This is a genomic window from Nocardia sp. NBC_01327 (assembly GCF_035958815.1).
In the GTDB taxonomy this organism is placed as follows: Bacteria; Actinomycetota; Actinomycetes; order Mycobacteriales; family Mycobacteriaceae; genus Nocardia.
On sequence record NZ_CP108383.1, the window covers coordinates 5,555,966 to 5,580,025 of the forward strand.

The 24,060-nt window shown below is 68.2% G+C and carries 25 protein-coding genes; 12 read left to right on the plus strand and 13 right to left on the minus strand.

Features of this window, described 5'->3' with window-relative positions; translation table 11 throughout:
* Nucleotides 1-16: 16 nt before the first annotated feature.
* The gene (locus tag OG326_RS25670) at nucleotides 17-1,270 is read right to left on the minus strand and encodes a sensor histidine kinase (protein WP_327139673.1); all 1,254 of its coding nucleotides are present in this window, start codon (nucleotides 1,268-1,270) and stop codon (nucleotides 17-19) included.
* 298 nt (nucleotides 1,271-1,568) lie between these two features.
* Between OG326_RS25670 and OG326_RS25675 the strand changes: the two genes are divergently transcribed.
* Complete coding sequence (locus OG326_RS25675) at nucleotides 1,569-2,336, plus strand: TSUP family transporter (RefSeq protein ID WP_327139674.1); 768 nt, start codon at nucleotides 1,569-1,571, stop codon at nucleotides 2,334-2,336.
* On the opposite strand, the gene OG326_RS25680 is transcribed toward OG326_RS25675, so the two are convergent.
* The gene (locus OG326_RS25680) at nucleotides 2,333-3,304 is read right to left on the minus strand and encodes a TetR/AcrR family transcriptional regulator (RefSeq protein ID WP_327139675.1); all 972 of its coding nucleotides are present in this window, start codon (nucleotides 3,302-3,304) and stop codon (nucleotides 2,333-2,335) included. The two genes, OG326_RS25675 and OG326_RS25680, sit on opposite strands and share 4 nt — an antisense overlap.
* A 187-nt stretch (nucleotides 3,305-3,491) precedes the next feature.
* Between OG326_RS25680 and OG326_RS25685 the strand changes: the two genes are divergently transcribed.
* Together OG326_RS25685 and OG326_RS25690 are read left to right on the plus strand one after the other, a co-directional pair.
* The gene (locus tag OG326_RS25685; protein ID WP_442790824.1) at nucleotides 3,492-5,018 is read left to right on the plus strand and encodes a TldD/PmbA family protein; all 1,527 of its coding nucleotides are present in this window, start codon (nucleotides 3,492-3,494) and stop codon (nucleotides 5,016-5,018) included.
* Nucleotides 5,019-5,034: 16 nt separating this feature from the next.
* Nucleotides 5,035-6,438: a metallopeptidase TldD-related protein gene (locus OG326_RS25690; protein ID WP_442790825.1), complete on the plus strand. Its 1,404-nt coding sequence runs from the start codon at nucleotides 5,035-5,037 to the stop codon at nucleotides 6,436-6,438.
* Here the strand turns inward: OG326_RS25690 and OG326_RS25695 are convergent.
* On the minus strand, nucleotides 6,422-6,823 hold the full coding sequence (locus OG326_RS25695) for a MerR family transcriptional regulator (RefSeq protein WP_327146581.1): 402 nt from the start codon (nucleotides 6,821-6,823) through the stop codon (nucleotides 6,422-6,424). The genes OG326_RS25690 and OG326_RS25695 overlap by 17 nt on opposite strands.
* A gap of 102 nt (nucleotides 6,824-6,925) precedes the next feature.
* On the opposite strand from OG326_RS25695, the gene OG326_RS25700 reads away from it, so the two are divergent.
* Complete coding sequence (locus tag OG326_RS25700) at nucleotides 6,926-7,666, plus strand: SDR family NAD(P)-dependent oxidoreductase (RefSeq protein WP_327139677.1); 741 nt, start codon at nucleotides 6,926-6,928, stop codon at nucleotides 7,664-7,666.
* 13 nt (nucleotides 7,667-7,679) lie between these two features.
* Here OG326_RS25700 and OG326_RS25705 read toward each other — a convergent pair whose 3' ends face one another.
* From OG326_RS25705 to OG326_RS25720, 4 genes are read right to left on the minus strand one after another with little or no spacing between them, the layout of a single operon-like run.
* Nucleotides 7,680-8,933 carry a glycosyltransferase gene (locus OG326_RS25705; protein ID WP_327139678.1) on the minus strand — a complete coding sequence of 418 codons (1,254 nt, stop codon included), beginning with the start codon at nucleotides 8,931-8,933 and terminating at the stop codon, nucleotides 7,680-7,682.
* Nucleotides 8,930-10,201, minus strand: coding sequence for a condensation domain-containing protein (locus tag OG326_RS25710; RefSeq protein WP_327139679.1), 1,272 nt, complete (start codon nucleotides 10,199-10,201; stop codon nucleotides 8,930-8,932). Before OG326_RS25710 ends, OG326_RS25705 begins: the two co-directional genes overlap by 4 nt.
* Nucleotides 10,202-10,226: 25 nt before the next feature.
* Entirely contained in the window at nucleotides 10,227-11,435 is a 1,209-nt protein-coding gene (locus OG326_RS25715) for a GNAT family N-acetyltransferase (RefSeq protein WP_327139680.1), read from the minus strand.
* The gene (locus OG326_RS25720) at nucleotides 11,432-12,532 is read right to left on the minus strand and encodes an LLM class flavin-dependent oxidoreductase (RefSeq protein WP_327139681.1); all 1,101 of its coding nucleotides are present in this window, start codon (nucleotides 12,530-12,532) and stop codon (nucleotides 11,432-11,434) included. The genes OG326_RS25715 and OG326_RS25720 overlap by 4 nt, the downstream gene beginning before the upstream one ends.
* 301 nt (nucleotides 12,533-12,833) lie before the next feature.
* Between OG326_RS25720 and OG326_RS25725 the strand changes: the two genes are divergently transcribed.
* Complete coding sequence (locus OG326_RS25725) at nucleotides 12,834-13,637, plus strand: alpha/beta fold hydrolase (protein ID WP_327139682.1); 804 nt, start codon at nucleotides 12,834-12,836, stop codon at nucleotides 13,635-13,637.
* Nucleotides 13,638-13,646: 9 nt separating this feature from the next.
* On the opposite strand, the gene OG326_RS25730 is transcribed toward OG326_RS25725, so the two are convergent.
* From OG326_RS25730 to OG326_RS25745, 4 genes are all read right to left on the minus strand, one after another.
* The gene (locus tag OG326_RS25730; protein ID WP_327139683.1) at nucleotides 13,647-14,036 is read right to left on the minus strand and encodes a hypothetical protein; all 390 of its coding nucleotides are present in this window, start codon (nucleotides 14,034-14,036) and stop codon (nucleotides 13,647-13,649) included.
* A 3-nt stretch (nucleotides 14,037-14,039) separates the two neighbouring features.
* The gene (locus OG326_RS25735; protein ID WP_327139684.1) at nucleotides 14,040-14,693 is read right to left on the minus strand and encodes a hypothetical protein; all 654 of its coding nucleotides are present in this window, start codon (nucleotides 14,691-14,693) and stop codon (nucleotides 14,040-14,042) included.
* A 220-nt stretch (nucleotides 14,694-14,913) separates the two neighbouring features.
* Nucleotides 14,914-15,744 (minus strand): alpha/beta fold hydrolase, encoded by an 831-nt coding sequence (locus tag OG326_RS25740; RefSeq protein ID WP_327139685.1) that lies wholly within the window; start codon nucleotides 15,742-15,744, stop codon nucleotides 14,914-14,916.
* Nucleotides 15,745-15,757: 13 nt separating this feature from the next.
* A complete protein-coding gene (locus OG326_RS25745) occupies nucleotides 15,758-16,369 on the minus strand; it encodes a TetR family transcriptional regulator (protein ID WP_327139686.1) in 612 nt (203 codons plus the stop codon).
* A 150-nt stretch (nucleotides 16,370-16,519) separates the two neighbouring features.
* Between OG326_RS25745 and OG326_RS25750 the strand changes: the two genes are divergently transcribed.
* The 3 genes from OG326_RS25750 (at nucleotide 16,520) to OG326_RS25760 (ending at nucleotide 20,145) form a co-directional block, all read left to right on the plus strand.
* On the plus strand, nucleotides 16,520-17,440 hold the full coding sequence (locus OG326_RS25750) for an NAD(P)H-dependent flavin oxidoreductase (protein WP_442790826.1): 921 nt from the start codon (nucleotides 16,520-16,522) through the stop codon (nucleotides 17,438-17,440).
* A gap of 14 nt (nucleotides 17,441-17,454) precedes the next feature.
* Nucleotides 17,455-19,029: an AMP-binding protein gene (locus OG326_RS25755; RefSeq protein ID WP_327139687.1), complete on the plus strand. Its 1,575-nt coding sequence runs from the start codon at nucleotides 17,455-17,457 to the stop codon at nucleotides 19,027-19,029.
* Between the two features lie 237 nt (nucleotides 19,030-19,266).
* On the plus strand, nucleotides 19,267-20,145 hold the full coding sequence (locus tag OG326_RS25760) for a S1C family serine protease (protein WP_327146583.1): 879 nt from the start codon (nucleotides 19,267-19,269) through the stop codon (nucleotides 20,143-20,145).
* A gap of 14 nt (nucleotides 20,146-20,159) precedes the next feature.
* Here the strand turns inward: OG326_RS25760 and OG326_RS25765 are convergent, their stop codons facing one another.
* On the minus strand, nucleotides 20,160-20,435 hold the full coding sequence (locus OG326_RS25765; protein ID WP_327139688.1) for a helix-turn-helix domain-containing protein: 276 nt from the start codon (nucleotides 20,433-20,435) through the stop codon (nucleotides 20,160-20,162).
* 77 nt (nucleotides 20,436-20,512) lie between these two features.
* On the opposite strand from OG326_RS25765, the gene map reads away from it, so the two are divergent.
* From map to OG326_RS25785, 4 genes are all read left to right on the plus strand, one after another.
* Nucleotides 20,513-21,280: a type I methionyl aminopeptidase gene (gene map / locus OG326_RS25770; RefSeq protein ID WP_327139689.1), complete on the plus strand. Its 768-nt coding sequence runs from the start codon at nucleotides 20,513-20,515 to the stop codon at nucleotides 21,278-21,280.
* Between the two features lie 230 nt (nucleotides 21,281-21,510).
* Nucleotides 21,511-22,218, plus strand: coding sequence for a hypothetical protein (locus tag OG326_RS25775; RefSeq protein WP_327139690.1), 708 nt, complete (start codon nucleotides 21,511-21,513; stop codon nucleotides 22,216-22,218).
* A gap of 106 nt (nucleotides 22,219-22,324) precedes the next feature.
* Nucleotides 22,325-23,020, plus strand: a complete 696-nt coding sequence (locus OG326_RS25780) for a TetR/AcrR family transcriptional regulator (protein WP_327139691.1) — start codon at nucleotides 22,325-22,327, stop codon at nucleotides 23,018-23,020.
* Nucleotides 23,021-23,093: 73 nt separating this feature from the next.
* Complete coding sequence (locus OG326_RS25785) at nucleotides 23,094-23,477, plus strand: PPOX class F420-dependent oxidoreductase (protein ID WP_327139692.1); 384 nt, start codon at nucleotides 23,094-23,096, stop codon at nucleotides 23,475-23,477.
* Between the two features lie 21 nt (nucleotides 23,478-23,498).
* Here the strand turns inward: OG326_RS25785 and OG326_RS25790 are convergent, their stop codons facing one another.
* The gene (locus OG326_RS25790) at nucleotides 23,499-24,038 is read right to left on the minus strand and encodes a winged helix-turn-helix transcriptional regulator (RefSeq protein WP_327139693.1); all 540 of its coding nucleotides are present in this window, start codon (nucleotides 24,036-24,038) and stop codon (nucleotides 23,499-23,501) included.
* Nucleotides 24,039-24,060: the final 22 nt, after the last annotated feature.

Below are 24,060 nucleotides of genomic sequence, written 5' to 3' on the forward strand. Positions count from 1 at the left end.
TATCGGTCGGGCAATCTCACTCACCGGCGGTGCGGTCGAGCGGGATGCCGGCGTGCACAGCCCAGCCGCCGGTCGAGTTCTTGCCGGTACTGAGGGTGCCGCCGAGCACGGCAATGCGTTCGCGCATGCCGACCAGGCCGAGCCCACTGCCGGGGATGCGCGCCTCGGGGCCGGAGGAGCCATCGACCCAGGCGCCCGAGCCGTTGCGGGGCACGCCCGGGCCGCAGACCGGCGGGCCCGCCTCGGCGACGGGCGCGGCCGGGGCGCCGCCGAAGTCGACGATATCGATCAGCACCTCGGTCGCACCGCGCTCGACCCGGACCTGGGCACGCGGCGCGGGACCGGCGTGCCGGAGGGTATTGGTCAGCGATTCCTGCACGATGCGGTGAATGCCCAGGCTGACTTCCGGACTGACGGTATCGAGTTCACCGCACAGTTCCAGCGTCACATCGAGCCCGGTATCGCGCATCATCTGCACCATTTTCGCAATGCCCGCGGTGCCGTGCTGCGGAAGTTCTTCCGGCGCATGCTCGATGCGCAGCAGTTCGACGGTGCGGCGCAGTTCGCGCAGCGCATCACGACCGGTCCCGGCAATGATGGTCAGCGCCTTCTCCGCGGAATCCGGATCGCGGCGCAGGGCATACCGCGCCCCGTCCGCCTGCACGATGATGACGCTCACCGCATGCGCCACCACATCGTGCAGCTCCCGGGCGATGCGCGTGCGCTCGGCGGCCACCGCATCGTGCGCGCGCCGTTCCCGGTCGTAATCGGCGACCGCCAGCCGCGCGGCGACCTCATTGTCGTAAGCGTGCCGCGCACCGACGAATTCGGCGAAAGTCCAGCACAGCGCGTAATACAGCGCGGTGAACGGAATATCCGTGCCCCCGGGCTTACCGATCATCGCGTAGGACAGCAGGCTGTCGAGCAGCAGCGCGCCCAGATACCAGAGTCCTTCGCGGCGGCCCACATACGCGACCAGCGTGTAGAGCATGATGCCCAGCCCGAGCAGCGCCGGATGCACCGAGGTGTCCTCCCCCGCGCCGTGCACCAGGCTGGTACTCATCGACACCAGCACCAGCGCGATGGCCGCACCCCGCGGATAGGTCCGCCGGAAGATGATCGGCAGCACCAGCACCACGCCCAGCACCAGATACGTGATCTTGTGCCGGCTCTCGCTCACCGCGAGCACATCGATGGTCAGCAGCCCCAGCGCCAGAATCGAATCGGCGATAAGCGGCTTCCCCCGCAGCCAAAGACTGAACCGACGCATCCCCCCACCCTAAAGCCCAGTCCAGCCACCACCCGCCCCGCGTCGGTGACACCGACAGTGAACGCACAGCGCTCGTCGATACGCCGCAACCCATGCCAGGGCCGCACGACACGGACACACCCTGTGTGATCCGACCAAGCTCTGCGTGTGTGATCCGCACAGCGCTTGTGGTACGCCGCAACCCATGCCAGGGCTGCGGGACGCGGACACGCGCTGTGCGATCCGGACAGGTCGGCGGCGATCATCGTGGGCGGGTGCGCGGTTTGCCGGGTGGTGTCCGGTCTGATTGGGTCGCGGGATGGGTGTCGGTGACTGGGCGGTATTGCTGAGTGCGGCTACGGCGGCGGGGTGGGTCGATGCCGTGGTGGGCGGGGGCGGGTTGATCGTGTTGCCGATGCTGTTCGTGGTGTTGCCGGGGCTGGCTCCGCAGACTGCGCTGGGCACCAACAAGATTGCGGCGTTTTCGGGGACGAGCGCTGCGGTGATCACCTTCGCGCGGAAGGTGCCCATTCGATGGAAGCTGCTGCTGCCGGGGGCGGTACTGGCCGCGATCGCGGCGGCCTGCGGGTCGGCGGCGGTGGGGCTTATCGATCGGAAGTACTTCGTGCCCATCGTGATGGTGGTGCTGGTCGGGGTGGCGATCTTCGTGACGCTGCGGCCCGCGATCGGCCTCACCATGGCCACCCACCCGCCGACCCGGCGCAAGACCCTGCTGGTGGTGGGCCTGGCCGCCGGGTTGATCGGCCTCTACGACGGCATTCTCGGACCCGGCACCGGGACCTTCCTGATCATCACCTTCGCCACGCTGCTCGGCACCGAATTCGTGCGCGCCGCCGCGATGGCGAAGGTCATCAACTGCGGTTCGAATCTGGGTTCGCTGATCTTCCTGGCATCGACCGGTCACGTGCTGTGGGGGCTGGGTCTGTCCATGGCGGTCGCGAATGTGGCCGGGTCCATTGTCGGTTCACGCATGGCCCTGGCCCGCGGCGCGGGTTTCGTGCGGATCGTGCTGCTGGTTGTGGTGGTGGCCATGGTGATTCGACTGGGCTGGCAGCAATTCGGTTAGACGAGAGACTTTTCGGTGGTCCGTAGCTCGTGTTCCTCGGGACGATAGGCCTCGGCGCGCTCCCCGTGGAAGGTCTCGGCACGCCGCAGGACCGCCGCACCGAGATGCCGGACCGGAACATCGTTGCGCGGCAGCCCATATGCCTCACGCGGAGCGGCCACGGCCTCACGCGGCGCAGCAGCTGTTTCCCGCGGCGCAGCAGCTGTCTCTCTCGGGGCAGCGGCTGTCTCACGCGGCGCAGCAGCTGTCTCACGCGGCGCAGCGACCATTCGGCCCGCAGCATTGTCGGGGACGACGGAAAGTTCCGCGCTGCCCGCCCGGATCCCACGATTGCCGTCGGCGTCGGCGGGCGCAGTCAGCCACGGCGCCAGCACCTTCGAGGTGGTCTCCTGGATTTTGCGTTGCAGCAGTTCGGGATCGTCGATGGCGCCGGTCTGGAACAGCACTGTGAGCGCACCGGAGACCGCGCCGACGACCGCACCGACCAGTGCGGCCGAACCCACCTCGTCGAGCTCCTCCGGAAAGGCCGCCCGCAAATGTTTGGCGATCTCCTGCTGCGCGGCCAATTGCGCATGGGCGGCACGCCCGCTCACCGCCGGCACGGTGCGCGACACCTGGGCGCGCAGTACCGCGATGCGGGCGGGCAGGGCGTCACCGAGGTGATCTCCCGGATTGTCGCCGGCCGCGCGCAGCGCACGCAGCAGCACCTCGACCGGTCGTTCACCCGGTCGTCTGGTGGCAATGGCCTGCGCCGCCGACTGGACCCGTTCGTCCGGTTCGGGGAACAGCAGTTCCTCTTTGCTGGCGAAGTAGTTGAAGAAGGTTCTGGTCCCGACTTCGGCCGCGGCGGCGATATCGGCGACGGTGGTCGCGTCATAGCCTCTGGCCTCGAATAGTTCGACGGCGGCCTCGAAAAGGGCGCGGCGGGTGCGTTCTCGTTTGCGGTCGCGAAGCGCGGATGGCGGCACGCGGGCAGACGCTACGGCATTCGCGCCCGAAAACGTGGCATGTACTGGGCTTGTCGCGTGCGTTTCCTGGTGTGCTTCTTCGCACTTCGTGCATCGTTGCAGCGTGTGCAGGTTTGCACCGTGCGAATTACCCAGGGGGGCAGCGTGTTGTTGATCGACACCTGGGCCACCCTCTAGCGTGGTCGGGGTGAGCATCGCAACCAAGGTCGTGGACGAGCAGTTCCGCGCACTCCCCCTGGCAGCGCTTGCCGAAGCCGCCCTGTCGGCGGCGCGCGCGGCCGGGGCCGACTATGCCGATCTGCGGGTGCATCGACTTGCCCAGCAGTCCATCCGAGTGCGCGACGGCCGAGTCGAATCGGTGCGCGACAGCACCGATCTCGGCTTCGCGGTGCGTGTCATCGTCGATGGCACCTGGGGTTTCGCCTCCCATCCCGACCTCACTCCGGAGGCGGCCGTTGAGGTCGCCCGGCGCGCCGTGACGGTTGCCAGCACGTTGCGGACACTCAATCGCGAGCGCGTGGAGCTCGCCGATGAACCCCGCTACATCGACGCCGAATACGTCTCCGCCTACGACGTGGACCCCTTCGCCGTCCCGACGCAGGACAAAGTCGCTCTGCTGCTGGACTATTCGGAGCGACTCAAAGCCGCCGACGGCGTGGATCACGTGACGGCAACCGTATTGCAGGTCAAGGAGCAGACCTACTACGCCGACACGCTCGGCTCGCGCATCACCCAGCAGCGCGTGCGACTGCATCCGCAATGGGAAGCCATCACCGTCGATCCGTCGGCGGGCGTGTTCGAAACCATGCGCACCCTGGCCGCCCCCGCCGGGCGCGGCTGGGAGTACGTGACCGGCGCCGACGGAACCTGGGACTGGAACAGCGAACTCGCGCAGATCCCGGAGTGGCTGGCCGAGAAGGTGAAGGCCCCCACCGTCACCGCCGGACCCACCGACCTGGTCATCGATCCGACCAATCTGTGGCTGACCATTCACGAATCCATCGGCCACGCCACCGAGTACGACCGCGCCATCGGCTACGAATCCGCCTACGCCGGAACCTCCTTCGCCACCCCCGACCAGCTGGGCACCCTGCGCTACGGCACGCCGATCATGCATGTCACCGGCGACCGCACCCAGGAGCACGGCCTGGCCAGCGTCGGCTGGGACGATGAGGGCGTGGCCGGGCAGCGCTGGGATCTGGTGCGCGAGGGCACACTTGTGGGTTATCAACTCGATCGGGTGTTCGCGCCGCGCCTGGGCCTGGAACGTTCCAACGGCTGCTCCTACGCCGATTCCGCACACCATGTGCCGATCCAGCGCATGGCCAATGTGTCACTGCAACCCGATCCCGAGCGCGACACCTCGACCGCCGAGCTCATCTCCCGGGTGGAGAACGGCATCTATATCGTCGGCGACAAGTCCTGGTCGATCGATATGCAGCGCTACAACTTCCAGTTCACCGGCCAGCGCTTCTTCCGCATCCGCAATGGCGAACTCGCCGGGCAGCTGCGGGATGTCGCGTACCAGGCCACCACCACCGACTTCTGGGGATCCATGGAGGCCGTCGGAGGCCCGTCCACCTGGCAGCTCGGCGGCGCGTTCAATTGCGGTAAGGCACAGCCCGGCCAGGTCGCGGCGGTCTCGCACGGCTGCCCATCAGTCCTGGTGCGCGGCATCAATATTCTCAATACCCGCGCCGAAGCCGGGCAGTGAGGAAAGGACCGACACGATGAGTGTGCTCCCCGCCCCCGAGGTCGTCGACCGCGCGCTGCGGTCCTCGCGCGCCGATGAGGCCATGGTCATAGTCACCGACGCGCACGAGGCGTCCCTGCGCTGGGCCGGAAATTCCATGACCACCAACGGTTCCTCGGTCGCCCGGGACTGGGCGGTGGTGTCGGTGCTGCGCGACGGATCCGGTGCGGCCCGCGTCGGCAGCGTCAGCTCCACGAGTGTGGACCCGGCCGATATCGAGGCCGTGGTGCGCGCCAGCGAGGAGGCCGCGCGCACCGCCGAACCGGCGCGCGATGCCATGCCGCTGCTCGATCCGGACACTATCGACAAGGCCACCCTGGACTGGACGCTGGCGTGGGACGGCGCGCCCGGCGTCACCGATATCGCGGTATTCGCCGAGCTGGCACGCGATCTCGCGCCCGGCTTCGACGGCGCCGATCAGCTCTACGGTTTCGCGCACCATCAGGTGCACTCCACCTGGCTGGGCACCTCGACCGGCATTCGGCGGCGCTGGGTGCAGCCCACCGGATCGGTGGAGATCAACGGCAAGCGCGGCGCGGGCGAGGAACTGGCCAGCGCCTGGGTCGGCACCGGCACCAGCGACTTCCAGAATGTCGATGTCCCAGGGCTGCTCGCCGAACTCTCGCGCCGGCTCGACTGGAGCAAGCGCCGGGTGGAGCTGCCCGCCGGCCGCTACGAGACGCTGCTGCCGCCCTCGGCCGTCGCCGATCTCATGATCTATCTGTCCTGGACCATGGAGGGCCGCGGCGCGCACGAGGGCCACACCGCCCTGTCCCGCGCGGGCGGCACCCGAATCGGTGAGCGGCTCAGCACAATTCCGCTGACCCTCTACTCCGATCCGAGCGCGGCCGGTCTGGAGTACCGCCCGTTCGTGGCCACCCCGGCCTCGTCGGAATCGCTGTCGGTCTTCGACAACGGCCTCAGCGCCCGGCGCGCCGACTGGGTGCGTGACGGCGTCATCGAATCACTCGTCTACCCGCGCGCCACCGCCGCCGAATTCGATGCTCCCGTCACCCTTCCCGGTGAGAACCTGCTCATGACCGGTGGCAGCGACGCCTCACTCGCGGACATGATCGCGAATACCGAACGCGGACTGCTGCTCACCTGCCTGTGGTACATCCGGGAGGTGGATCCGGCGACCCTGCTGCTCACCGGTCTCACCCGGGACGGGGTCTATCTGGTCGAGAACGGTGAGGTCACCGCGGCGGTGAACAACTTCCGCTTCAACGAATCACCGCTGGATCTGCTGCGCCGGGTGAGCGAGGCGGGCCGCACCGAGATCACGCTCCCGCGCGAATGGAAGGACTGGTTCACCCGCACCGCCATGCCCGCCCTGCGCATTCCGGACTTCCACATGTCCTCGGTCAGCCGCGCGACGTAGCACCGGCGGGAACCGGCGATTGCGCTTGCACGCGACGCACTTCCGCGACATAGCGGGCGACAGCGTCGCGATTGCGCTCGAGCACGTGAATGCGCTCGGTCATGCTGTCGCGCTCGAGTTCGAGCGTGGCCAGCATCTCCGGAGTGACATCGAAGGAGTGGATGGTGCGCGGGGTGAGCAGGCACGGCAGGATCTGCTTGATGATCCTGGTGGGCAGCCCGGCGGCCAGCATGCCGCGGATCTGCAGCACCCGGTCGACCAGTTCATCGTCGTAGTCGCGGTAGCCGTTGGCCTCGCGGCTGGAGAAGATCAGCCCCTGCTCCTCGTAGTACCGCAGCAGGCGGCGCGAGGTTTCCGTGCGCTGTGACAGCTCGCCGATTCGCATGTAACCCACATCTCACTCATCAAGCCCTTGACCCTCACATCAGTGTAAGGGTTTCAGTATTCCTTTGTGACACACACGAACTCGTCTACGAAGGAAGCAATCATGAGTGACCTGACCGGCAAGGTAGCACTGGTGACCGGCGGCAGCCGCGGAATCGGCGCGGCCATCGCGCGACGACTGGCCGGCGAGGGCGCGGCGGTCGCGCTGACCTACGTGCGGGCGGCCGACCAGGCACGGGCCGTGGCCAAGCAGATCGAGGCCGACGGCGGGCGGGCCATCATCATCCAGGCCGACCTGACCCAGACCGAAGCCGCCGCCGATGCGGTCGAGCAGACCGTACGCGAGCTGGGCCGCCTCGACATCCTGGTGAACAATGCGGGCTTCCTCACCTACGGTCCCCTCGCGGAGGTGGACGCCGAGGAACTCGATCGTGTTCTCGCCGTGGATGTCCGGTCGATCTTCCTGGCCGCGCAGGCCGCCGCCCGGCATATGGGCGACGGCGGGCGGATCATCAGCATCGGGTCCTGCTTCAACGGCCGCCTGCCCGGCGCGAACTTCGTCCTGCAGTCGATGGCCAAATCCGCGCTCATCGGACTGAACAAGGGACTGGCCCGGGAGCTGGGACCGCAGGGCATCACCGCCACCATCGTGGATCCAGGCCCGATCGACACCGATATGAACCCGGCAGACGGCGATACCGCCGAGTTCCAGCGCTCACTCACCGCCCTGGGACGCTACGGCGAGGCCGAGGACATCGCCGCGGCGGTGTCCTATCTGGCAGGCCCGGGCGGACGCTACATCACCGGCACCGCGCTCGCCGTCGATGGCGGATACACCGTCTGAGGAGCGCACGCTGCTACTGCGGATTCGCGGCGACGGCGAGTTGCGCCTCGATGATTCTCACCGCCGCACCGACACCGTCCTCCTCGGCGATGCGCGCGGCCAGCGCAGTCGCATTGTCGCGGAGACCGGTGTCGGTGGTCGCGATGCGGATAGCCGTGGCGAGACGGTCCGCGGACAGTTTCGGATGCGGGATGGTCGCCGCGCTCACACCGAGTTCGGCCAGGCGCTTGGCCCAGAACGGCTGATCCGAGTAGACCGGCACCGCGATGGCGGGGACACCGGCGCGGATCCCCGCGGCGGTGGTCCCTGCACCGCAGTGATGCACGACGGCGGCCATGCGCGGGAACAGCCAATCGTGCGGGACCTCGCCGATGGTCATCAGGTCCTCGCCGTTCACCTCCAGCTGCAACCAGCCCGACTGGACGATCCCGCGCACACCGGCCTGCCGCAGCGCATCTCCCACGATCTTCGACACTCGCGCACTGTGTTCGGCGCTGTCGACCATGCTGCCGAAGCCGACGAACACCGGCGGCGCTCCGGCCTTCAGGAACTGCACCACATCGGCGGGCGGCTCCCAGTCCGTGGGCCGGGGCGGCCACCAGTAGCCGGTCACCTCCAGCCCCGGCCGCCAATCCTCCGGCCGCGGCGCCACCTTCGGCGAATAACCGTGCAGCACCAGCCACTGCGCCGCCGTCCGGCGGCGGCGCAGTTCCCGCATGGAGACCTCCGGTAGACCCAGTTCGCGGCGGAAACCGGCAACCACCCCGCCGAAGACGCGGTCGATGATCCACGCGCCGATCCCGGCGGCCCACCGATTACCGGTGGCGCCCAGCGATACCGCGCCCATCGAGGCGGGCGGATGGGCGCCGGTCGAGGACATCGGTTGAAAGCGCAGTCCGATGGCCGGAATGCCCTTGGCCTCCGCGAGCGCGAAGCCCGCGAACTCGGTCAATTGCGCGAGCAGCAGCAGATCGGCGGGTTCCTCGCGCAGGGCCGCGATCATGCCCTCCCCCATGCCCCGGACGCCGCCGGGCGAGGCGAACTTCCACCCGGCCTTGCGCTTGTCGACATCGGGATCGGTCATATCGACGTCGACATTGGTCTCCATCTCCCGGAATTCGAGGCCGCACCCGGTGATCAGATCGGCGAAGACCGCATGCGCGGCCACCACCACCTCGTGCCCGGCCTCCCGCAGGCGCAGTCCGAGACCGGTCAGCGGCGCGATATCCCCGCGGCTGCCGATACCGACCATAATGATCCTGCTCATGCCGTCTCCACCGTCTCCAGGATCGACAGCCACTGCGCCACAATCTCTTTCACCCTGTCGATGCCTATGCCCCCGGTCGGCGAGTGCACCGAGTAGTGCACGCGCCGCACACCGTCGTTCTGGCTCGCACCCAGGAACATGCTCAGATCGAACACCGTCAGGCGTGCCTGTTCACGTGAATGCGCGCCCGGAATCCACACCCCGACATCACCGAGGAAATTGAAGTAGAACTTCGGGAAGTTGAATTCGACGAGCCGCGACCAGCTTTCGGGGTGATGCCAGAACAGCAGCGTGAAGTCCTCCGGATTCTTCGGGTAGGTGGCGATCGCGTCCCGCATGCGGTCGCCGTGGCTGCCCGCCGCCGGTCGCACCAGCCAGGGGTAGTCGTCCGAGAGCCAGGCGACGGTCCGGCTCAGATCGGTGCCCGGGCGCAACCGGCTGTAGCGGCCGTGCTTCTGCACCTGCACCGGCCGCGCCGCACCGGTGACGTCCTCGATGGCCAAACCCAGTGCCACCAGCAGGATCCGGGTGTAGGAGGAGTCCAGTGCGGTGGGCAGTTCGTCGAGCAGCCGTTCCGCGAGGGGGCCTTCGATCACACCGTCCAGGAAGGCCGATTCCGGTGTGGCGGGCCGGTTCTCGATATTGGGTTCGCTGTCGGAGGCGCCGACCCAGTAGTCCACGTCCTCGGTGCGCGTCAGCGCGTATTCGTCCAGGAAGGCGGCCCAGTCCGAACCGGTCGTCTGCTCCGGCGGCAGCGCGATCGTCTCCCCCGCCTCCCACTGCCGCACATAGGTGGCGACGTCGTCCCACATCACCCACATGGCGACGCCGTCGATGGCGATGTGATGGATGGTGAGCAGCAGGATATTGACATCGGTCGACCGCGTGAGCAGCGCCGCGGTCACCAGTTTGCCCGAGGGCGGATCGAGACGCAGATTGCTCTTGGCGGTCTCCTCCTCCATCAATTGCGGCAGCAGGTTGTGGTCCAGGTTCTCGATATCGACGGTCCGCACATCGATTCTGGCGGTATCGATATCGCCTCCGGATTCAGGCTCGATGAGGCAGGCGGCCTCCATCCCGTAGCTGTAGCGGCTGCGCAGTGATTCGTGATTGTCGATGAGCGCATTGATCAGCTGCTGCGCCTGCTCCAGTCCCATGGAGACCGGGACGGGGCAGGGAATGGTGATCCCGAACAGGGCCGGATTCGGATCCCACATCAGGAACTTCTTGGCGGCGGCGGTCAGCCGCCCGGGGCGCAGGGTCGTCATGGATCTCCTCGGCAGAAGGGAGTGATCAGAAGGGAGTGATATTGAAGGGCCGCCGGGTCGGGGCCAGGGCCTGATCCAGGGCCGCGACCGCACCGGCGGTGAGTTCCTCGATCCGCCCGGCGCGGTGCAGCTCCAGGGGCGTGTGCGCGCCGAAGTAGCTGCTGGCGAGCTCGACCGGGCCGAGGCGCACATCCGCCTGCGCGTCCTCGGGGGCCGGTTCCCAGCTCCCCAGGCCGCCGGAGATATCGAGGGTGAACAGCCCCGGGCTCATGCCGTACGGATCGTCCACCCGGATCACCCCGTGAAAGTCCCCGCGGTAGGTCCGCAGCCCGAACGCCTTGGCGGCGTTCAGGATCCACATCCACACCCCGGTGTCGACGCCGGTCACCGCGGCGACCCGCGGATCCTCCAGCAGCAGCGGTGTCGGATCGTCCACCGCGGTGTCCATCCGGATCTCGGTGTACTCGCCGTGGCCCAGCAGGCAGCGCAGCAGTTCGCGGTGCGCGGCCACGGTGAGCGCGCAGAAGTCGCGCACCAGCACGGTATCGGCGACCAGATCGAACACCACGTAGCCGTCCGGATGCACGATCACGCAGGATTCGTCGTCGAAGCTCGCGGGCCAGAAGAATTCGCCGCGACTCAGGGCGGCCGGAGTCGCCTGCTGCCAGCGGTCGTAGATCTCCCGCAGGCGCGGGCGGGCGGCGCTGGGGCGCAGCTCCCGCACCAGCGCCGAATCATCGCCGCCCGCACGCAGTTTCGCGCGCCGGCGGTCGATGCGCAGGTGCCGGGTATGGCTGGCCACCCCGACCGCGCCGTAATTGCCGCCCGGTCCGGGCATGGCGGCGAAGACATCCGCACCGGTCTCCAGCGCGATGTACATCATCTCGGCCTGGATCTTGGAGTACAGCCCGCGCTTCTGGTGGGTGGTGGCGACCATGCCCTGCGCACATGCCGCGACCTGCAGCTGCGCGCCGCCGGGCACCGTGGTGCTCATCCGGATCACCGAGCCGGTGCCGACGATGAACGGGGCGTCCGGATCCGAAACATCCTCGGCCACAATGATATCGCTGAGCAGGAACTGCTTCTTCCAGCTGTCGAAGTCCCGGGTCCGCACGCCGCCGAAGGCGCGGGAGTAGCAGTCGCGCAAGGCATCCCAGTCGTCCTCGCGGGCCCGGCGGATGATCAGGCCATCGACGGCGAGACCCTCCCGGTAGGACATGAGCTCGGAAATCATGCGGGCACGCCTTTCGTAGTGTGCGAATCGGTAAGTGCGGTACGGGAATCGGCGGACGCAGTGCGGGAATCGGCGGCCACAGTGTGGGAATCGGCTGCCGCCGCGGCCTGCGCGGCCTCGATGCGGGGCAGCACCTCCTCACCGAGCAGCCGCAGACCGGCCCAGCCCGCCTCCACCGGCAGGCCGCCGATCAGCGGGTTCACAATGATTTCGGTTCGGCCACCGGAGATTTGGGCGAGCAGCTGCTCGGGACTCAGGATTTCGGCGTATCCGTGCGCCCGCAGCCGTTCGACGGAGTCGACCGACGCCTCATGGGGGCGCGGCAATCCGGCCCGGCGCCACGAACCGTACTCGCGGGCCTCGGTGAGGATGTACGGCCCGAACTCCGCCCAGGCCGCCTCCGGATCCTCGTGCAGCAGAGTGATTCTGCTGCCGGGCTCGGGCCGGTGCACAAAGCCCTGATGCCCGTGCACTTCCAGCTCCCGCAGATACAGCTCTTCGAGCGAGGGCATGGACATGGGCGGGGAGTAGGGCAGCCCGAACCGGGCGGCACGGCGGGCCGCCGCCTCGCTCATACCGCCGACGAACAGCAGCGGATGCGGTTTCGTCCAGGGTTTGGGCGTGACGTCGATCAGCGCGCCGTTGTACTCGAACGGCGCCTCCCCCCAGGCCGCCAGCATGACCTCGAGCGCGGTATCCATGAGCTGCCCGCGCCGGGACCAGTCGCGGCCCATGGCGGCGTATTCCGCTGGCCGGTAACCCATTCCGGCGACGATCGCCAGCCGCCCGCCCGACAGGTTGTCCAGTACGGCGATGTCCTCGGCCAGCCGCACCGGGTCGTACAGCGGCACCAGCAGGGCGCTGATGCTCACCCCCGCCCGGCGAGTGCGGGCCGCGATCGCCGCGGCCAGCAGCAGCGGCGAGGGCAGCCACCCGGTACCGGAGAGATGATGCTCCTCGCAGCTGATGGCGGCGAACCCGTGCCGGTCGGCGTATTCGGCCATATCCAGCGCCGCCTGGTACCGCTGCCGGTGCCCCGCGGCGGGATCGTCGATATTGGTCATATTCAATCGGAGCGCGGTCACCACGGGCGACATCGAATTCACCCCGCAAATATTGAATGCCCAGTGGCGCTTGGCAAACGCTCGGATACCCCAGTCACTAGCTCGCCGCCGGCGCGGTACCACCGGGTGGTTATCCGCCGCCCGCCGGTACCACCGGCAGGGGCACCGCGCGCACCGGCGTACCTTCGCAGTGCCGCCGCGGCGGCGCGCCCGACGCGGTTTCCAGCCGGAAGATCCCGCGAAAAGTGGTCTGCCGCGCGATGATTCCTGGGTATCGGCCCCGTCTGCACTGGTAAAGCCCCTCTTCAGTGTTCGCACACTAAGGATTCCCGCCATGAGCACCTCGACCGTGATCTCCAAGGACGGCACCGTCATCGCCTACGAGAAAATCGGCAGCGGCCCCGCCGTCGTCCTCGTCGACGGTGCGTTCTGCTATCGCAATATGGGCCCGTGTGCCGCTGTCGCGCAGGAACTCTCGGATCAGTACACCGTGTACACCTACGATCGGCGCGGGCGCGGCGAGAGCGGTGACACCCTGCCCTACGATCTGCAGCGCGAGATCGAAGACCTGGCCGCCGTGACCGCCGAGGCGGGCGAGCCGGTCACCCTCTGCACCTTCTCCTCCGGCGTCGGGCTGGTGCTGGCCGCGGTCGAGCACGGCCTCGCGGTCGCCAAGCTGGCACTGTACGAATACCCGCTCATCACCGACGATTCCCGCAAGCCGGCCCCGCCCGGGTATCAGGACCACATCACCGAACTCATCGCCGCCGACAAGCCCGGCAAGGCGATCAAATACTTCATGCACGCGGGCGTCGGCCTGCCGAGCGTGCTGGTCGCCCTGTTCCCGCTCATGCCCGGCTGGTCCAAGATGAAGAAGACGGCCTTCACCCTCACCTACGACCGCTACTTCATGCAGGACGCCCTCGACGGCCGGCCCATTCCGGACGGGCGGTACGACTACATCACCGTCCCCACAGCGATTTTCGCCGGTTCCAAGAGCCCGAAGTGGATGCGGCACAGCAATGCCGCTCTCGCCCAGGCCATTCCGGGTGCGCACTATATCGAGCTGCCCGGTCAGACCCATCAGGTGAAGGCGAGGCTTTTCACGCCCACGCTGAAGAAGTTCCTCGCGGCCTGATCTCCCGAATCAATATTCGACGGCGTCGGCGGGGCCCTCGGTGCTGGTGACACGGGTGTCCTCGACCCGCGCGGGGTGGCGGCGGGCCCACAGACCCGCCGTCAGCACCACCGCGGACGCGATCAGTATGTGTGCCGCGAGCAATACCAGCATCGGCAGTGCGAAGCCCTCATCGGTGAGCGCCCCGCGCTCGCCCACGCAGTACAGCGTGTAGTTGGTCGAGGTCCCCTCCGAGTCGTGCGTGGTGTCGGACACCACCATCGGCTCGGTGTTGGGAGCCGAACAGAACAGCGGCGCAGTCAGTTTCGCCTCCCCCGGCCAGATCGCCACCGGCACCACGGAGCTGAAGACACCCGCACCGACAGCGGTCGAGATCACGGTCACGAACAGTCTGCTCATGGCTCACACCTGCTGCATTCGAAGAAACGCGCCAGTACCGTCGAATTCGGCGACCACCTCCGAGCGCGGTGACACCACATTGGCCACCATCCGGATCTCACTGCCGAATCGGCTCACCACGATCACCGTCACCTGCCCATCGGGAAGCCCGCTGCGCGCCAGTGCCGTATCCACAATCTCCTCGAGCCGCGACAGACCCGTCACCTCGCCGAGGGTGAAGCATTCGCCATCGAGATCGTCATACGCCGAAACCCGGACCGGCTGCGGCGAACTCAGCGCACCGAGCATGTACGAATAGTCATCGAGCTGCCGGGAACCGCCGGGATGGCGAATCCGCACGCGGACAGTCGGCGCGCTGGCCGTCATATCGTCGTGGTCGGCCAGAAACCTGCTCACCTGTGCCGGTTGATCATTGAGCACGAGCCGGAACTGCGTCGAACTCGGCGCGGTCAGCACCATCACATCGGCCTGCACCTCACCGGCCCCCAACCGCTGCGTCAAGGCAGTCACCGCCCCCTGCGACAACCCACTCACCAGCCCACCCCCACGCGCCCGAATCTGCTGCTCGAAATCCGCCCGATCCACCGCCCCGATACACCCACTCGTCCCGAGCACAGCCACACACAGCGCCACTCGAAACCAGCCAACCCCACGCATACCCCGAATGCTAAAGCCTCACAGCCACACACGGCCGACTACCAGAAGGCGACCGCGTGATCCGTTCATGATCGACAACCGAACCCACTCCCGACAACCGGCCGCACCCCTACGGCGACGACGCGTCAGTGCCAGTCCGGGTCAGTTCGCCATCCGGTTCGTAATGTCGGCCGGGCCGTGGCCGAGTGCGGTTGTCGGCCTGCGATCCCCGGTTGCGGTGTCAGCTCGCGGTGCGGGTCGCGGTGGCGTGAGCGGTCCATTCGAGGATGGTGTGCGCCACCAGTTCCGGGTTGTCGTACATCGGCACGTGGCCGACGTCGGGCAGGGTGCGCCAGGTGGCGGACGGGGCGTAGTGGCGCCAGCCGGCGGCGTAGTGGTCGGCGGGGATGATGCGGTCCTTTTCGCTCCAGGCGATGAGGATCGGGATGTCGAGGATTCCGTAGGGCTCGTACTCGGTGGCGATGACCGAGGGGAAATCGTCGAGGGCGGTGCAGCGCAGCGCGTTTCGGGCGGCGAGTATGGCCTGATCGGCGGTGATGCGGTCACCGTGCTCGCACACGGTGCGCATCAGGGTGCGACGGAGTGCGGGCGACCGCATGACCAGCGGTAGCAGTGGTGCGCCCAGTCGCTGCTGGGCGTGCATGGTGCGGAATATCGCCGGCACCCGGGTCTCGGTGGTGGACCAGGCTCCGGCGGGCGAGAATGCGATCACGCTGCGGGCTCGGCCGCGACGCGCCAGTTCCATGGCCAGCCAGCCGCCGAGGGAGTTTCCGGCAATGTGCGCGGTCTCGAATCCTGCCTCGTCCATGGTCTTTTCGAGCCAGTCGACGGCCTTGGCGATGGTGTAGGGCCGCGGCAGATCCGGCATGCCCGCGTGACCGGCCAGGGTGGGGGCGAAGACGTCGTGGTCGTCGAACAGCAGGGGCGCGACGGTTTCCCAGCAGTGCCAGGAGCTGGTGCCGCCGTGCAGCAGCAGGAGCGGTTCGCCGCTTCCGGCCCGCAGCGAGGTGGCCGAGCTGGGCGGGAGGCGATCGTCGAGGTTCGTCATCATTGACGATTCCTTTCTAGGGCGGGTCGAGCAGCGCCAGGCGCATGAGCTGCCCGAGCGAGCGCGCGGTGCGCTCCGGGGTGCCGGTGGACTGGACCAGATGGCTGAAGAGCAGGCGCACCAGGCTGTCGGCGAAGAACTCCAGATCGATGCCGGGCCGGAACCGGTCGCTCCAGTGCTCCTCCATGCGTTGCAGAGCGAGCTGGGCCGCGGCGGCCACGAACGGGCCCGATCCGGTGGTGACCATGGACAGCATCTCGTCCGGGGCCTCCGGGGCGGCGTGCAGCACCACCGCCGCCAGCGGATCCTCGGCAATCGTGCGCAGCACGAATTCGGCGATCGCCGTCACCGCCGCGACCGGATCGTCGATATTCGCCTCGAACACCGCCGCCGAACCGGCGAGGTACCGCGAGGTGTTCTGCCACGACATCGCCTCCAGCACAGCGGCTTTGGAGCCGAACTCGTTGAACACCGTGCGCCTGCTCACCCCCGCCCGGGTCGCGATATCGACCATTCGGACCGCATTCCAGCCGGTACTGCCCGCCAATTCGATGGCGGCGTCGACAATGCGCTGACGGGCCAGGGTGCGGGCGGCCGCGCGCAGGGAGGGCGTCTCGCTGCTTTTCACGATCCACATCCTTCCCTGTCGGCACCATCGCCCATCCCTTCGCCTCGCGGTTGACACCGGACCACCGCAACCTGGATAGTTGCACTCTACTTGATTCAGAGTGCACGTAACGCACTTTCATGTCAACAAGATGCACATTTCGGAGGATTTGTGGCACTACCCGCAGACTGGGCCGACCGGCTGACGCTCCCGCTGATCGCCGCCCCGATGACCGGAGTCTCCGGCCCGGAACTGGTCGCCACGGCCTGCCGCAGTGGCGTGATCGGCTCCTTCCCGACGCACAATGCGGCGACTCCCGAGCTGCTCGACGAATGGCTGACCCGGATCGCCGCCGATCTGACGCCCGGGGCCGCGCCGATCGCGCCCAATCTGGTGGTGCACCGCACCAATGCGCGCCTGACCGCCGACCTGGATCTGCTCATCGCGCACCGGGTCGAACTGGTCATCACCAGCGTCGGCTCCCCCGCGCCCGTCATCGAACCGCTGCACCGGGCGGGCTGCCGGGTCTTCGCCGATGTCGCGACCCTGCGCCATGCCGAACGCGCGCTGGCCGCGGGCGTGGACGGCCTGATCCTGCTCACCGCGGGCGCGGGCGGCCAGACCGGATCGGCCAATCCCTTCGCCTTCGTGCGCGCGGTGCGCGAAAGATTCAGCGGCCCGCTCGTACTGGCCGGCGGCATCGGCGACGGCCACGCCCTGCTGGCCGCCCAGGCGCTGGGTGCGGATCTGGCCTATATGGGCACCGGATTCATCGCCACCCCGGAAAGCCTGGCGCGCGAGGACTATCAGGCCGCGGTCGTCGCCGCCACCCTCGATGACGTCCGCGAAACCGCGCACATCGGCGGACTGCCCGCCAACCTGCTCACCGAATGGCTGGAAGCCCATGCCGCCCAGCAGGTCTCGGCAGGCGACTTCCAGACCGAACGACTCCTGGGCGGGCAGACCGTGTGGAGCGCCGGGCATTCGGTCTCCGGGGTGCACGGCGTGGTCCCGGCCGCCGAGGTCATCGACCGCGTGCGCCGCGAGTACCACCAGGCCCGCACCGCCCTTCTCGAAACCTCTTGCCAGTGAACGGAACAACTACTGTGACGGATCAGAACTCGCTGTGGGGCCCGGTCACCCGCGTGCTCGATCGGGCCTGCGCCTACTACTCCGACCGCACCGCCCTGATCGCCGGTGACCGGTCGCTGACCTACACCGACCTGCGATCGGCCACCAATCGCATCGCCAATGGCCTACTCGCCCTGGGTATTACCCCCGGCGAGCGCATCGGCCTGCTCATGCCGAACACCCTCGAGTTCGTCCCCACCCAGTACGGCATCTGGAAATCAGGCGCGGTGCCCGTGCAGATGGCGGCGAAGGCGTCCGCCGACGACCACCGCTACTTCCTGACCGAATCCGGCGCCACCACCCTGATCTATCACGAGTCGTTCGACGCCACCCTCGCGGCAATCGCGGATCAGGTGCCCACCCTGCGGCGGCTGATCCGCCTGGGCGAGCGGCCCGGCGACCTGGCGGCCGATTATTACGAAACCTTCGGCACCCGAGACGATTCCACGCCACCGGCGGCGATCAGCCCCGGCGATCCCGCCCACATCATGTTCACCTCCGGATCCACCGGGACCCCCAAGGGCGTGCTGTTCACCCACGATCGGCTGAGCCACTACCTGCTCACCGCGGGCCTCGAAATCGGAGACACCCGCCCCGGCGAGATCTTCGCGCACGGCGCCCCTCTTACCCACTTCACCCAGATCTTCCTGCTGCCGACCTTCCTGCGCGGCGGAACCAATGTGATCATGCCGGGCCTGGACGTGGACACCCTGCTCGACACCATCGTCCGCCACCGGGTGACGGCCACCGCTGTGGTGCCCACGGTCATCTACCTGATGCTCACCCATCCGAAACTCGCTGCGGCAGACCTGTCTTCACTGGCCACCGTGATCTACGCCGGTTCGCCCATGGCGCCGGAGAAGCTGCGCGCCGCGATCGAGGCGCTCGGCCCGGTCTTCGTCCAGACGTACGCGGGCACCGAACCGGGCTTCCTGAGCTGCCTGCGCAAACAGGACCATGCGCTCGATGATCCGGCCGCGCTCGCGAGACTCGGGTCTGCGGGCCGTCCGCTGTTCCACGTCGACATCTCCATTCAGGACGAACAGGACCGGCACCTGCCCGTCGGCGAGACCGGGGAAATCTGCGCGCGTCAACTCGGCCGCATGTCCGGCTACCTGGACGCGACCAAGGACACCGAGGCCCTGCGTGACGACTGGGTGCACTCCGGCGATATCGGCTACCTCGACGCCGACGGCTATCTGTTCCTGGTGGACCGCAAGAAGGATCTTGTTGTCACCGGTGGTTTCAACGTCTTCCCGCGTCAGGTCGAGGATGTTCTCACCGGGCATGCGGCGGTCGCCCAGTGCGCGGTCATCGGTATCCCGCACCCGAAATGGGGCGAGGCGGTGCATGCGATCGTCGTCCCGAAGCCCGGCCACACCGTCCCGGCCGAGGAGCTCATCGCACTGGTCAAGGAGCACAAGGGCAGCGTCTGGGCGCCCAAGACTCTCGACTTCGCAGAGGCCCTCCCCCTCAATCCCTCGGGCAAAGTCGACAAGAAGGCCCTGCGCGCACCGTACTGGGCCGGACAGATCCGGCAGATCAACTGAGACCACGCTTGCGTCACAACGATATTGCGCCACCAGCGAACAGGGTGCCGTGCCGCCTGCGCACGGGCATCCTGGGATAAAGCACCGTAATCATGTAAGCGGGTGGTCGACGTGAGTGATGAACCAGCCCTCTCGCCCGCGGCGAGACCGGAGGACGCCGGGCGCGAGCCCGATTCGGGTGCGCTCGGCGGGGCCGCGGCAGAAGCCGCCGCACTCGATGCGTACTCACGCACGGTCATCGCTGTGGCCGCATCGGTGACGCCGCACGTGGCGAGTGTGCAGACCCGGCGCGGGGGCGGCTCGGCGGTGGTGTTCACCGATGACGGCTCGCTGCTGACGAATGCGCATGTGGTGGGGTCGGCCAAGAACGGCGTGGTCGTCTTCGCGGACGGCGCGGAGTTGAGATTCGATGTGGTGGGCGTGGATCCGCTCTCGGATCTGGCGGTGCTGCGGGTGCGCGGTGGTGCGCCCGCGGCGGTGTCGATGGGCGATGCCGACGCCCTCGTGGTCGGGCAGCTGGTCGTGGCCGTGGGCAGTCCGCTGGGCCTGGCCGGATCGGTGACGGCGGGTGTGGTGAGTGCGCTCGGACGCTCGGTGCCGGTGGGCAACGGACGGTCGGCCCGGGTGATCGAGGACGTGATCCAAACCGATGCCGCCTTGAATCCGGGTAATTCCGGTGGGGCGCTGGCAGATTCGGCCGGCCGCGTCGTCGGCGTCAATACCGCCGTCGCGGGAATCGGCCTGGGGCTGGCGATTCCGATCAATGTCACCACGCGCCGGATCATCACCACCCTGCTGCACGAGGGACGGGTGCGGCGGGCCTACCTCGGCATCGTCGGGGTGCCCGCACCCCTGCCCGCGGCGGTGGCCGAGCGCACCGGGCAGAGCGCCGGGCTGCGCATTGTGGAGGTGGTGCGCGGCGGCCCCGCCGACCAGGCCGGGCTCCGTCGCGGCGATCTCGTGCTCAGCGTCGCCCGGCGGGAAGTACGTGACGCACAGGGCATTCAGCGCCGGCTCTTCGGCGATGCCATCGGCCACGCCATGCCGGTCACGGTGCTGCGCAACGGGGCCATGGTCGATGTGATCGCGGTACCGATGGAGCTCACCCTCGACTGAGCCGATTCACCAGGTCAGGACGCGGTGCGCCGGGCGGTATCGGACAGCGCGGGCTGCCAGTTCTCGGCCAGCTCCTCCAGCGAGACGCCCAGGGCACGACTGAGCGCGACCACCGTGCCGAAGGCCGGGGTCGGCATCCGCCCGGATTCGATCTTGCGCAGCGTCTCCGGCGAGATGCCCGCGGCCACGGCCACCTCGGCGAGTTCACGCTCGGCCCGGGCGGCGCGCAATGCGGCGCCCAGCCGGGAACCGGCCTGGACCTGAGCGGGAGTCAGTGGAAGTCGCACCATGCCCGCCACCCTACGGTTGGTATTAAAATACCGCAACCCGCTATGGTCGGTATTAAAATACCGATACGGAGGTTGTCATGGTGGAACTCAAGACCGCGGCGGAGATCGCCCGCATGCGGGTGACCGGCGAATTCGTCGCCGCGGTACTCGCCGAGCTGCGCGCGCGGGCCGCGATCGGCGTGAACCTGCTGGAGCTGGAAGCCCATGTGCGCGAACGCATTCGCGAGCGCGGCGCCACCTCCTGCTACTGGGACTATTCGCCGTCCTTCGGCCGCGGCCCCTTCCGCAATACCGTCTGCCTGTCGGTGAACGATGCTGTCCTGCACGGCCTTCCGTTCGACTACGACCTGCGGGACGGCGATGTGCTCACCATGGACCTGGCCGTCGACATCGACGGCTGGGTCGCCGACTCGGCCACCACCGTCATCGTCGGCACGGCCGATCCGGCGGACGCGCGCCTGGTGCGCGCCACCGAAATCGCGCTCGACGCAGCCATTTCCGTCGCGCAGCCCGGCAATCGCATCGGCGATATCTCCGCGGCCATCGCCGGGGTGGCACACGATCACGGCTACCGGGTGAACACCGAATTCGGCGGCCACGGCCTGGGCCGCACCATGCACGAGGACCCGCACGTCTCCAATGCCGGCCGCCCCGGTCGCGGCTACCAGCTCCGCCCCGGCCTCACCATTGCCATCGAACCCTGGTTCGCCCGCACCACCGATCGGGTGATCACCGATCCGGACGGCTGGACCATTCGCTCCGCCGACGGCTCCCGCACCGCACACTCCGAACACACCATCGCCATTACCGCCGACGGCCCGGAAATCCTCACCCGCACCGCCTGACCCTCCTCACGGGGGGCTCCCGAGCGCCCGCATAATGCCGCCGTGTTCGATACACGGCGGCATTCCTGTCTCAAATAACCCTCCTACCTCAGCGTTTGAATACGCGCTTGACCAGAGAATGTGATCCAGCTAACGTTCCGGCCACTAAGCGCCCGCTTAGTAGATTCCAGTGACTGGCGACACATCTTCACACCGTCGCCCGGTTCGGCACCTGACTTCAGGTGGAGCTCATGACAAGGACAAAGATGAGGAAGATCGCCGCCACCTCCGCACTACTGATCGGCACCGCCGTCATCGGTTGCGGAACGGCCCATGCCGCCCCCGCCCCCATCGCACCCGTGACCTACACCGCGACGACCCTCGACAATGCGGCACTGATCTCCACCGACGGCGGTGCACTGGTAGTCGAGAACGGGGCACTGAAGATCAAGGCGGCCGACGGCACCACGGTCGCGGGCACCGAATTGTCTTTCCGCGTCGATGATTTCGTCTTCCCCGTCGCGGCTGAGATCTCCGGCCGCACCGCCACCCTCACCCCGCAGTTCGATCTCGCGCATGCCGCCTATCAGCCGGTGGCCTTTGTGCTCGACGATGCCGCCCAACGCGAAGCCCTCGCCTGGCAGCGCCTGACCAGCACCATTCTCGCCGGTGCGGCGGTCGGCACCGCGATCGGCGGGCTCGGCGGCGGCGCGATCGGCTGTGTACTCGGCGGCGCGGCCGCCGGGGCCGGTGCCACCCTCGCCACCGGCATAATCGGCGGCCTGTTCTCCTTCCTGCCCGCGGCCGCGGGCGGCTGCATCGCGGGCGCCGCGGCCCTGGGCGCCCTGGGCACCCTCGTGGGCACCCTGCTGGTCACCGCACCGGTCATGCTGGCCGCCGCCGCGCAGTACTTCACCACCGTCAACGCACCGCTGCCCGCACCGCGCCCGGCGAACTGAGCCATCGGCCGGTGAACGCCCGGAGCACACCCGGCGGCCACGGTCCCGGGCGTGCTCCCGGACGGCCGCCGCGCGCCCGAAACCCGCTCCGCGCGATACTGTTTCGATGGGTATAGACCACACACCGCCGGCCGACGCAGTTCCGGTCACCGGCGACGGCCACCCGCCCGGTGGCAATGCCGCACTGGCCACCGCACTGGCGAGTTTCGAACCTTCCGAGCGCCGCTATCCGGAGGGGCAGCGCCGGGTCTTCCTCGCCGCCATCGAAGCCTTCTCCGAACGCGGTTTCCATGCCACCACCACCCGCGATATCGCCGCCCGCGCCGGTCTCAGCCCCGCCGGTCTGTATGTGCACTTCCGATCCAAAGAAGCAGTGCTACACCGCATTTCCCTGTCCTCCATGCGACTGACCGAACAGGTCGCCGCCACCGCCGCCGCTCGCCCGGGCAGCATCGCCGACCGCCTGGCCGCGACCGTTCACGACCTCACGGTCTGGCATGCCGAGCACAATGCCCCCGTACGCGTGGTGCTCCACCATCTGACCGACCTCACCCCCGAGCATCACACCGAGGTCACCGCCGTCCAGTACGCCATCTACCGCATCCTCCGCGATCTGGTCGCCGAGGGCGCCACGGCGGGCGAGTTCGCTATCACCGACCCCGGCTCGACCACCCTGGCCCTACTCTCCCTCTGCGTCGACACAGCCCGCTGGTATCAGCCCGGCTACCGCCGCACCCCCGACCAGATCGGCGCCGACCACGCCGCCCTCGCCCGCCGCATGGTCGCCGCCCCCACCGCCTGAGCAGGCGGCGACACGCGCCTATAACCCGTCAGCGGGGTCTGCCGCCGTCTCCGGCACCGGATAGGCTGCGGGCGTGGATAATCCGTTCGGCCCCGCGGGGACCGCCAAGTACATCCTGCTGACCACCTTCAAGAAGGACGGCACTCCCGTCGGGACGCCGATCTGGGCCGCGCTCGACGATGGCCGCCTGTATGTCTGGACGGTCGCCGACAGCTGGAAGGTCAAGCGCGCCCGGCGCAATCCGCAGGTCACGGTGCAACCGTGCGATGTGCGCGGCAAGGCCTCGGGTGAGATCGTGCAGGCCAAGGCCACTGTGCTGGACGGGGCGGGCAGTGAGCGAGTGCGCGGGCTGATCAAGCGGCGCTACGGGTTGCAGGGCCTGCTCGTCGTCGGCGCCAGCACGCTGCGGCGCGGCAAGGACGGCACAGTGGGCATCGAGATCACCGCCGACGTCTGACGGTCACTGCCCGATTCGTACTCAGCCGGCCGAACGATCCGATTCGGCCGGCCGCGCTGGATCGTCCAGCCCGAACCTGCGCCGAATATCGGGGCGCGCCAGGAGTTTCGGCGGATAGCCGGGCCCGGGCCGCGGGGTGACATCCGGCCATTCGAGGCGCTCCCCACAGTGTGAGCACACCACCTGGGCCTGCGCGTCGTGGCCACAGCTCTCGTGCCGGGCGATGACGGGCGGACCCGCCTCCCCCGAGAGCCAGCGATCTCCCCACGCCGTCATCGCCAGCAGCACACCGTAGAAATCGCGCCCGGACTCGGTGAGCACATACTCGTACCGGACGGGCATGGTCTCGTAGACCTGCTTCTCCAGCAGCTCCGCCTCGACCAGGCGGCGCAACCGCTCCGAGAGCGTAGTGCGGGCAATGCCCAATTCCTGCTGGAACTCGTCGAAGCGGCGAATACCGTAGAACGCCTCCCGCAGCACCAGCGGCGTCCACCAGTCGCCGAGCAGATCCATGGTGCGCGCCACCGAGCAGGGCCAGTTCGCGAACGACGTGCGCTTCATACCGCCATCCTAGCGAGTCTCT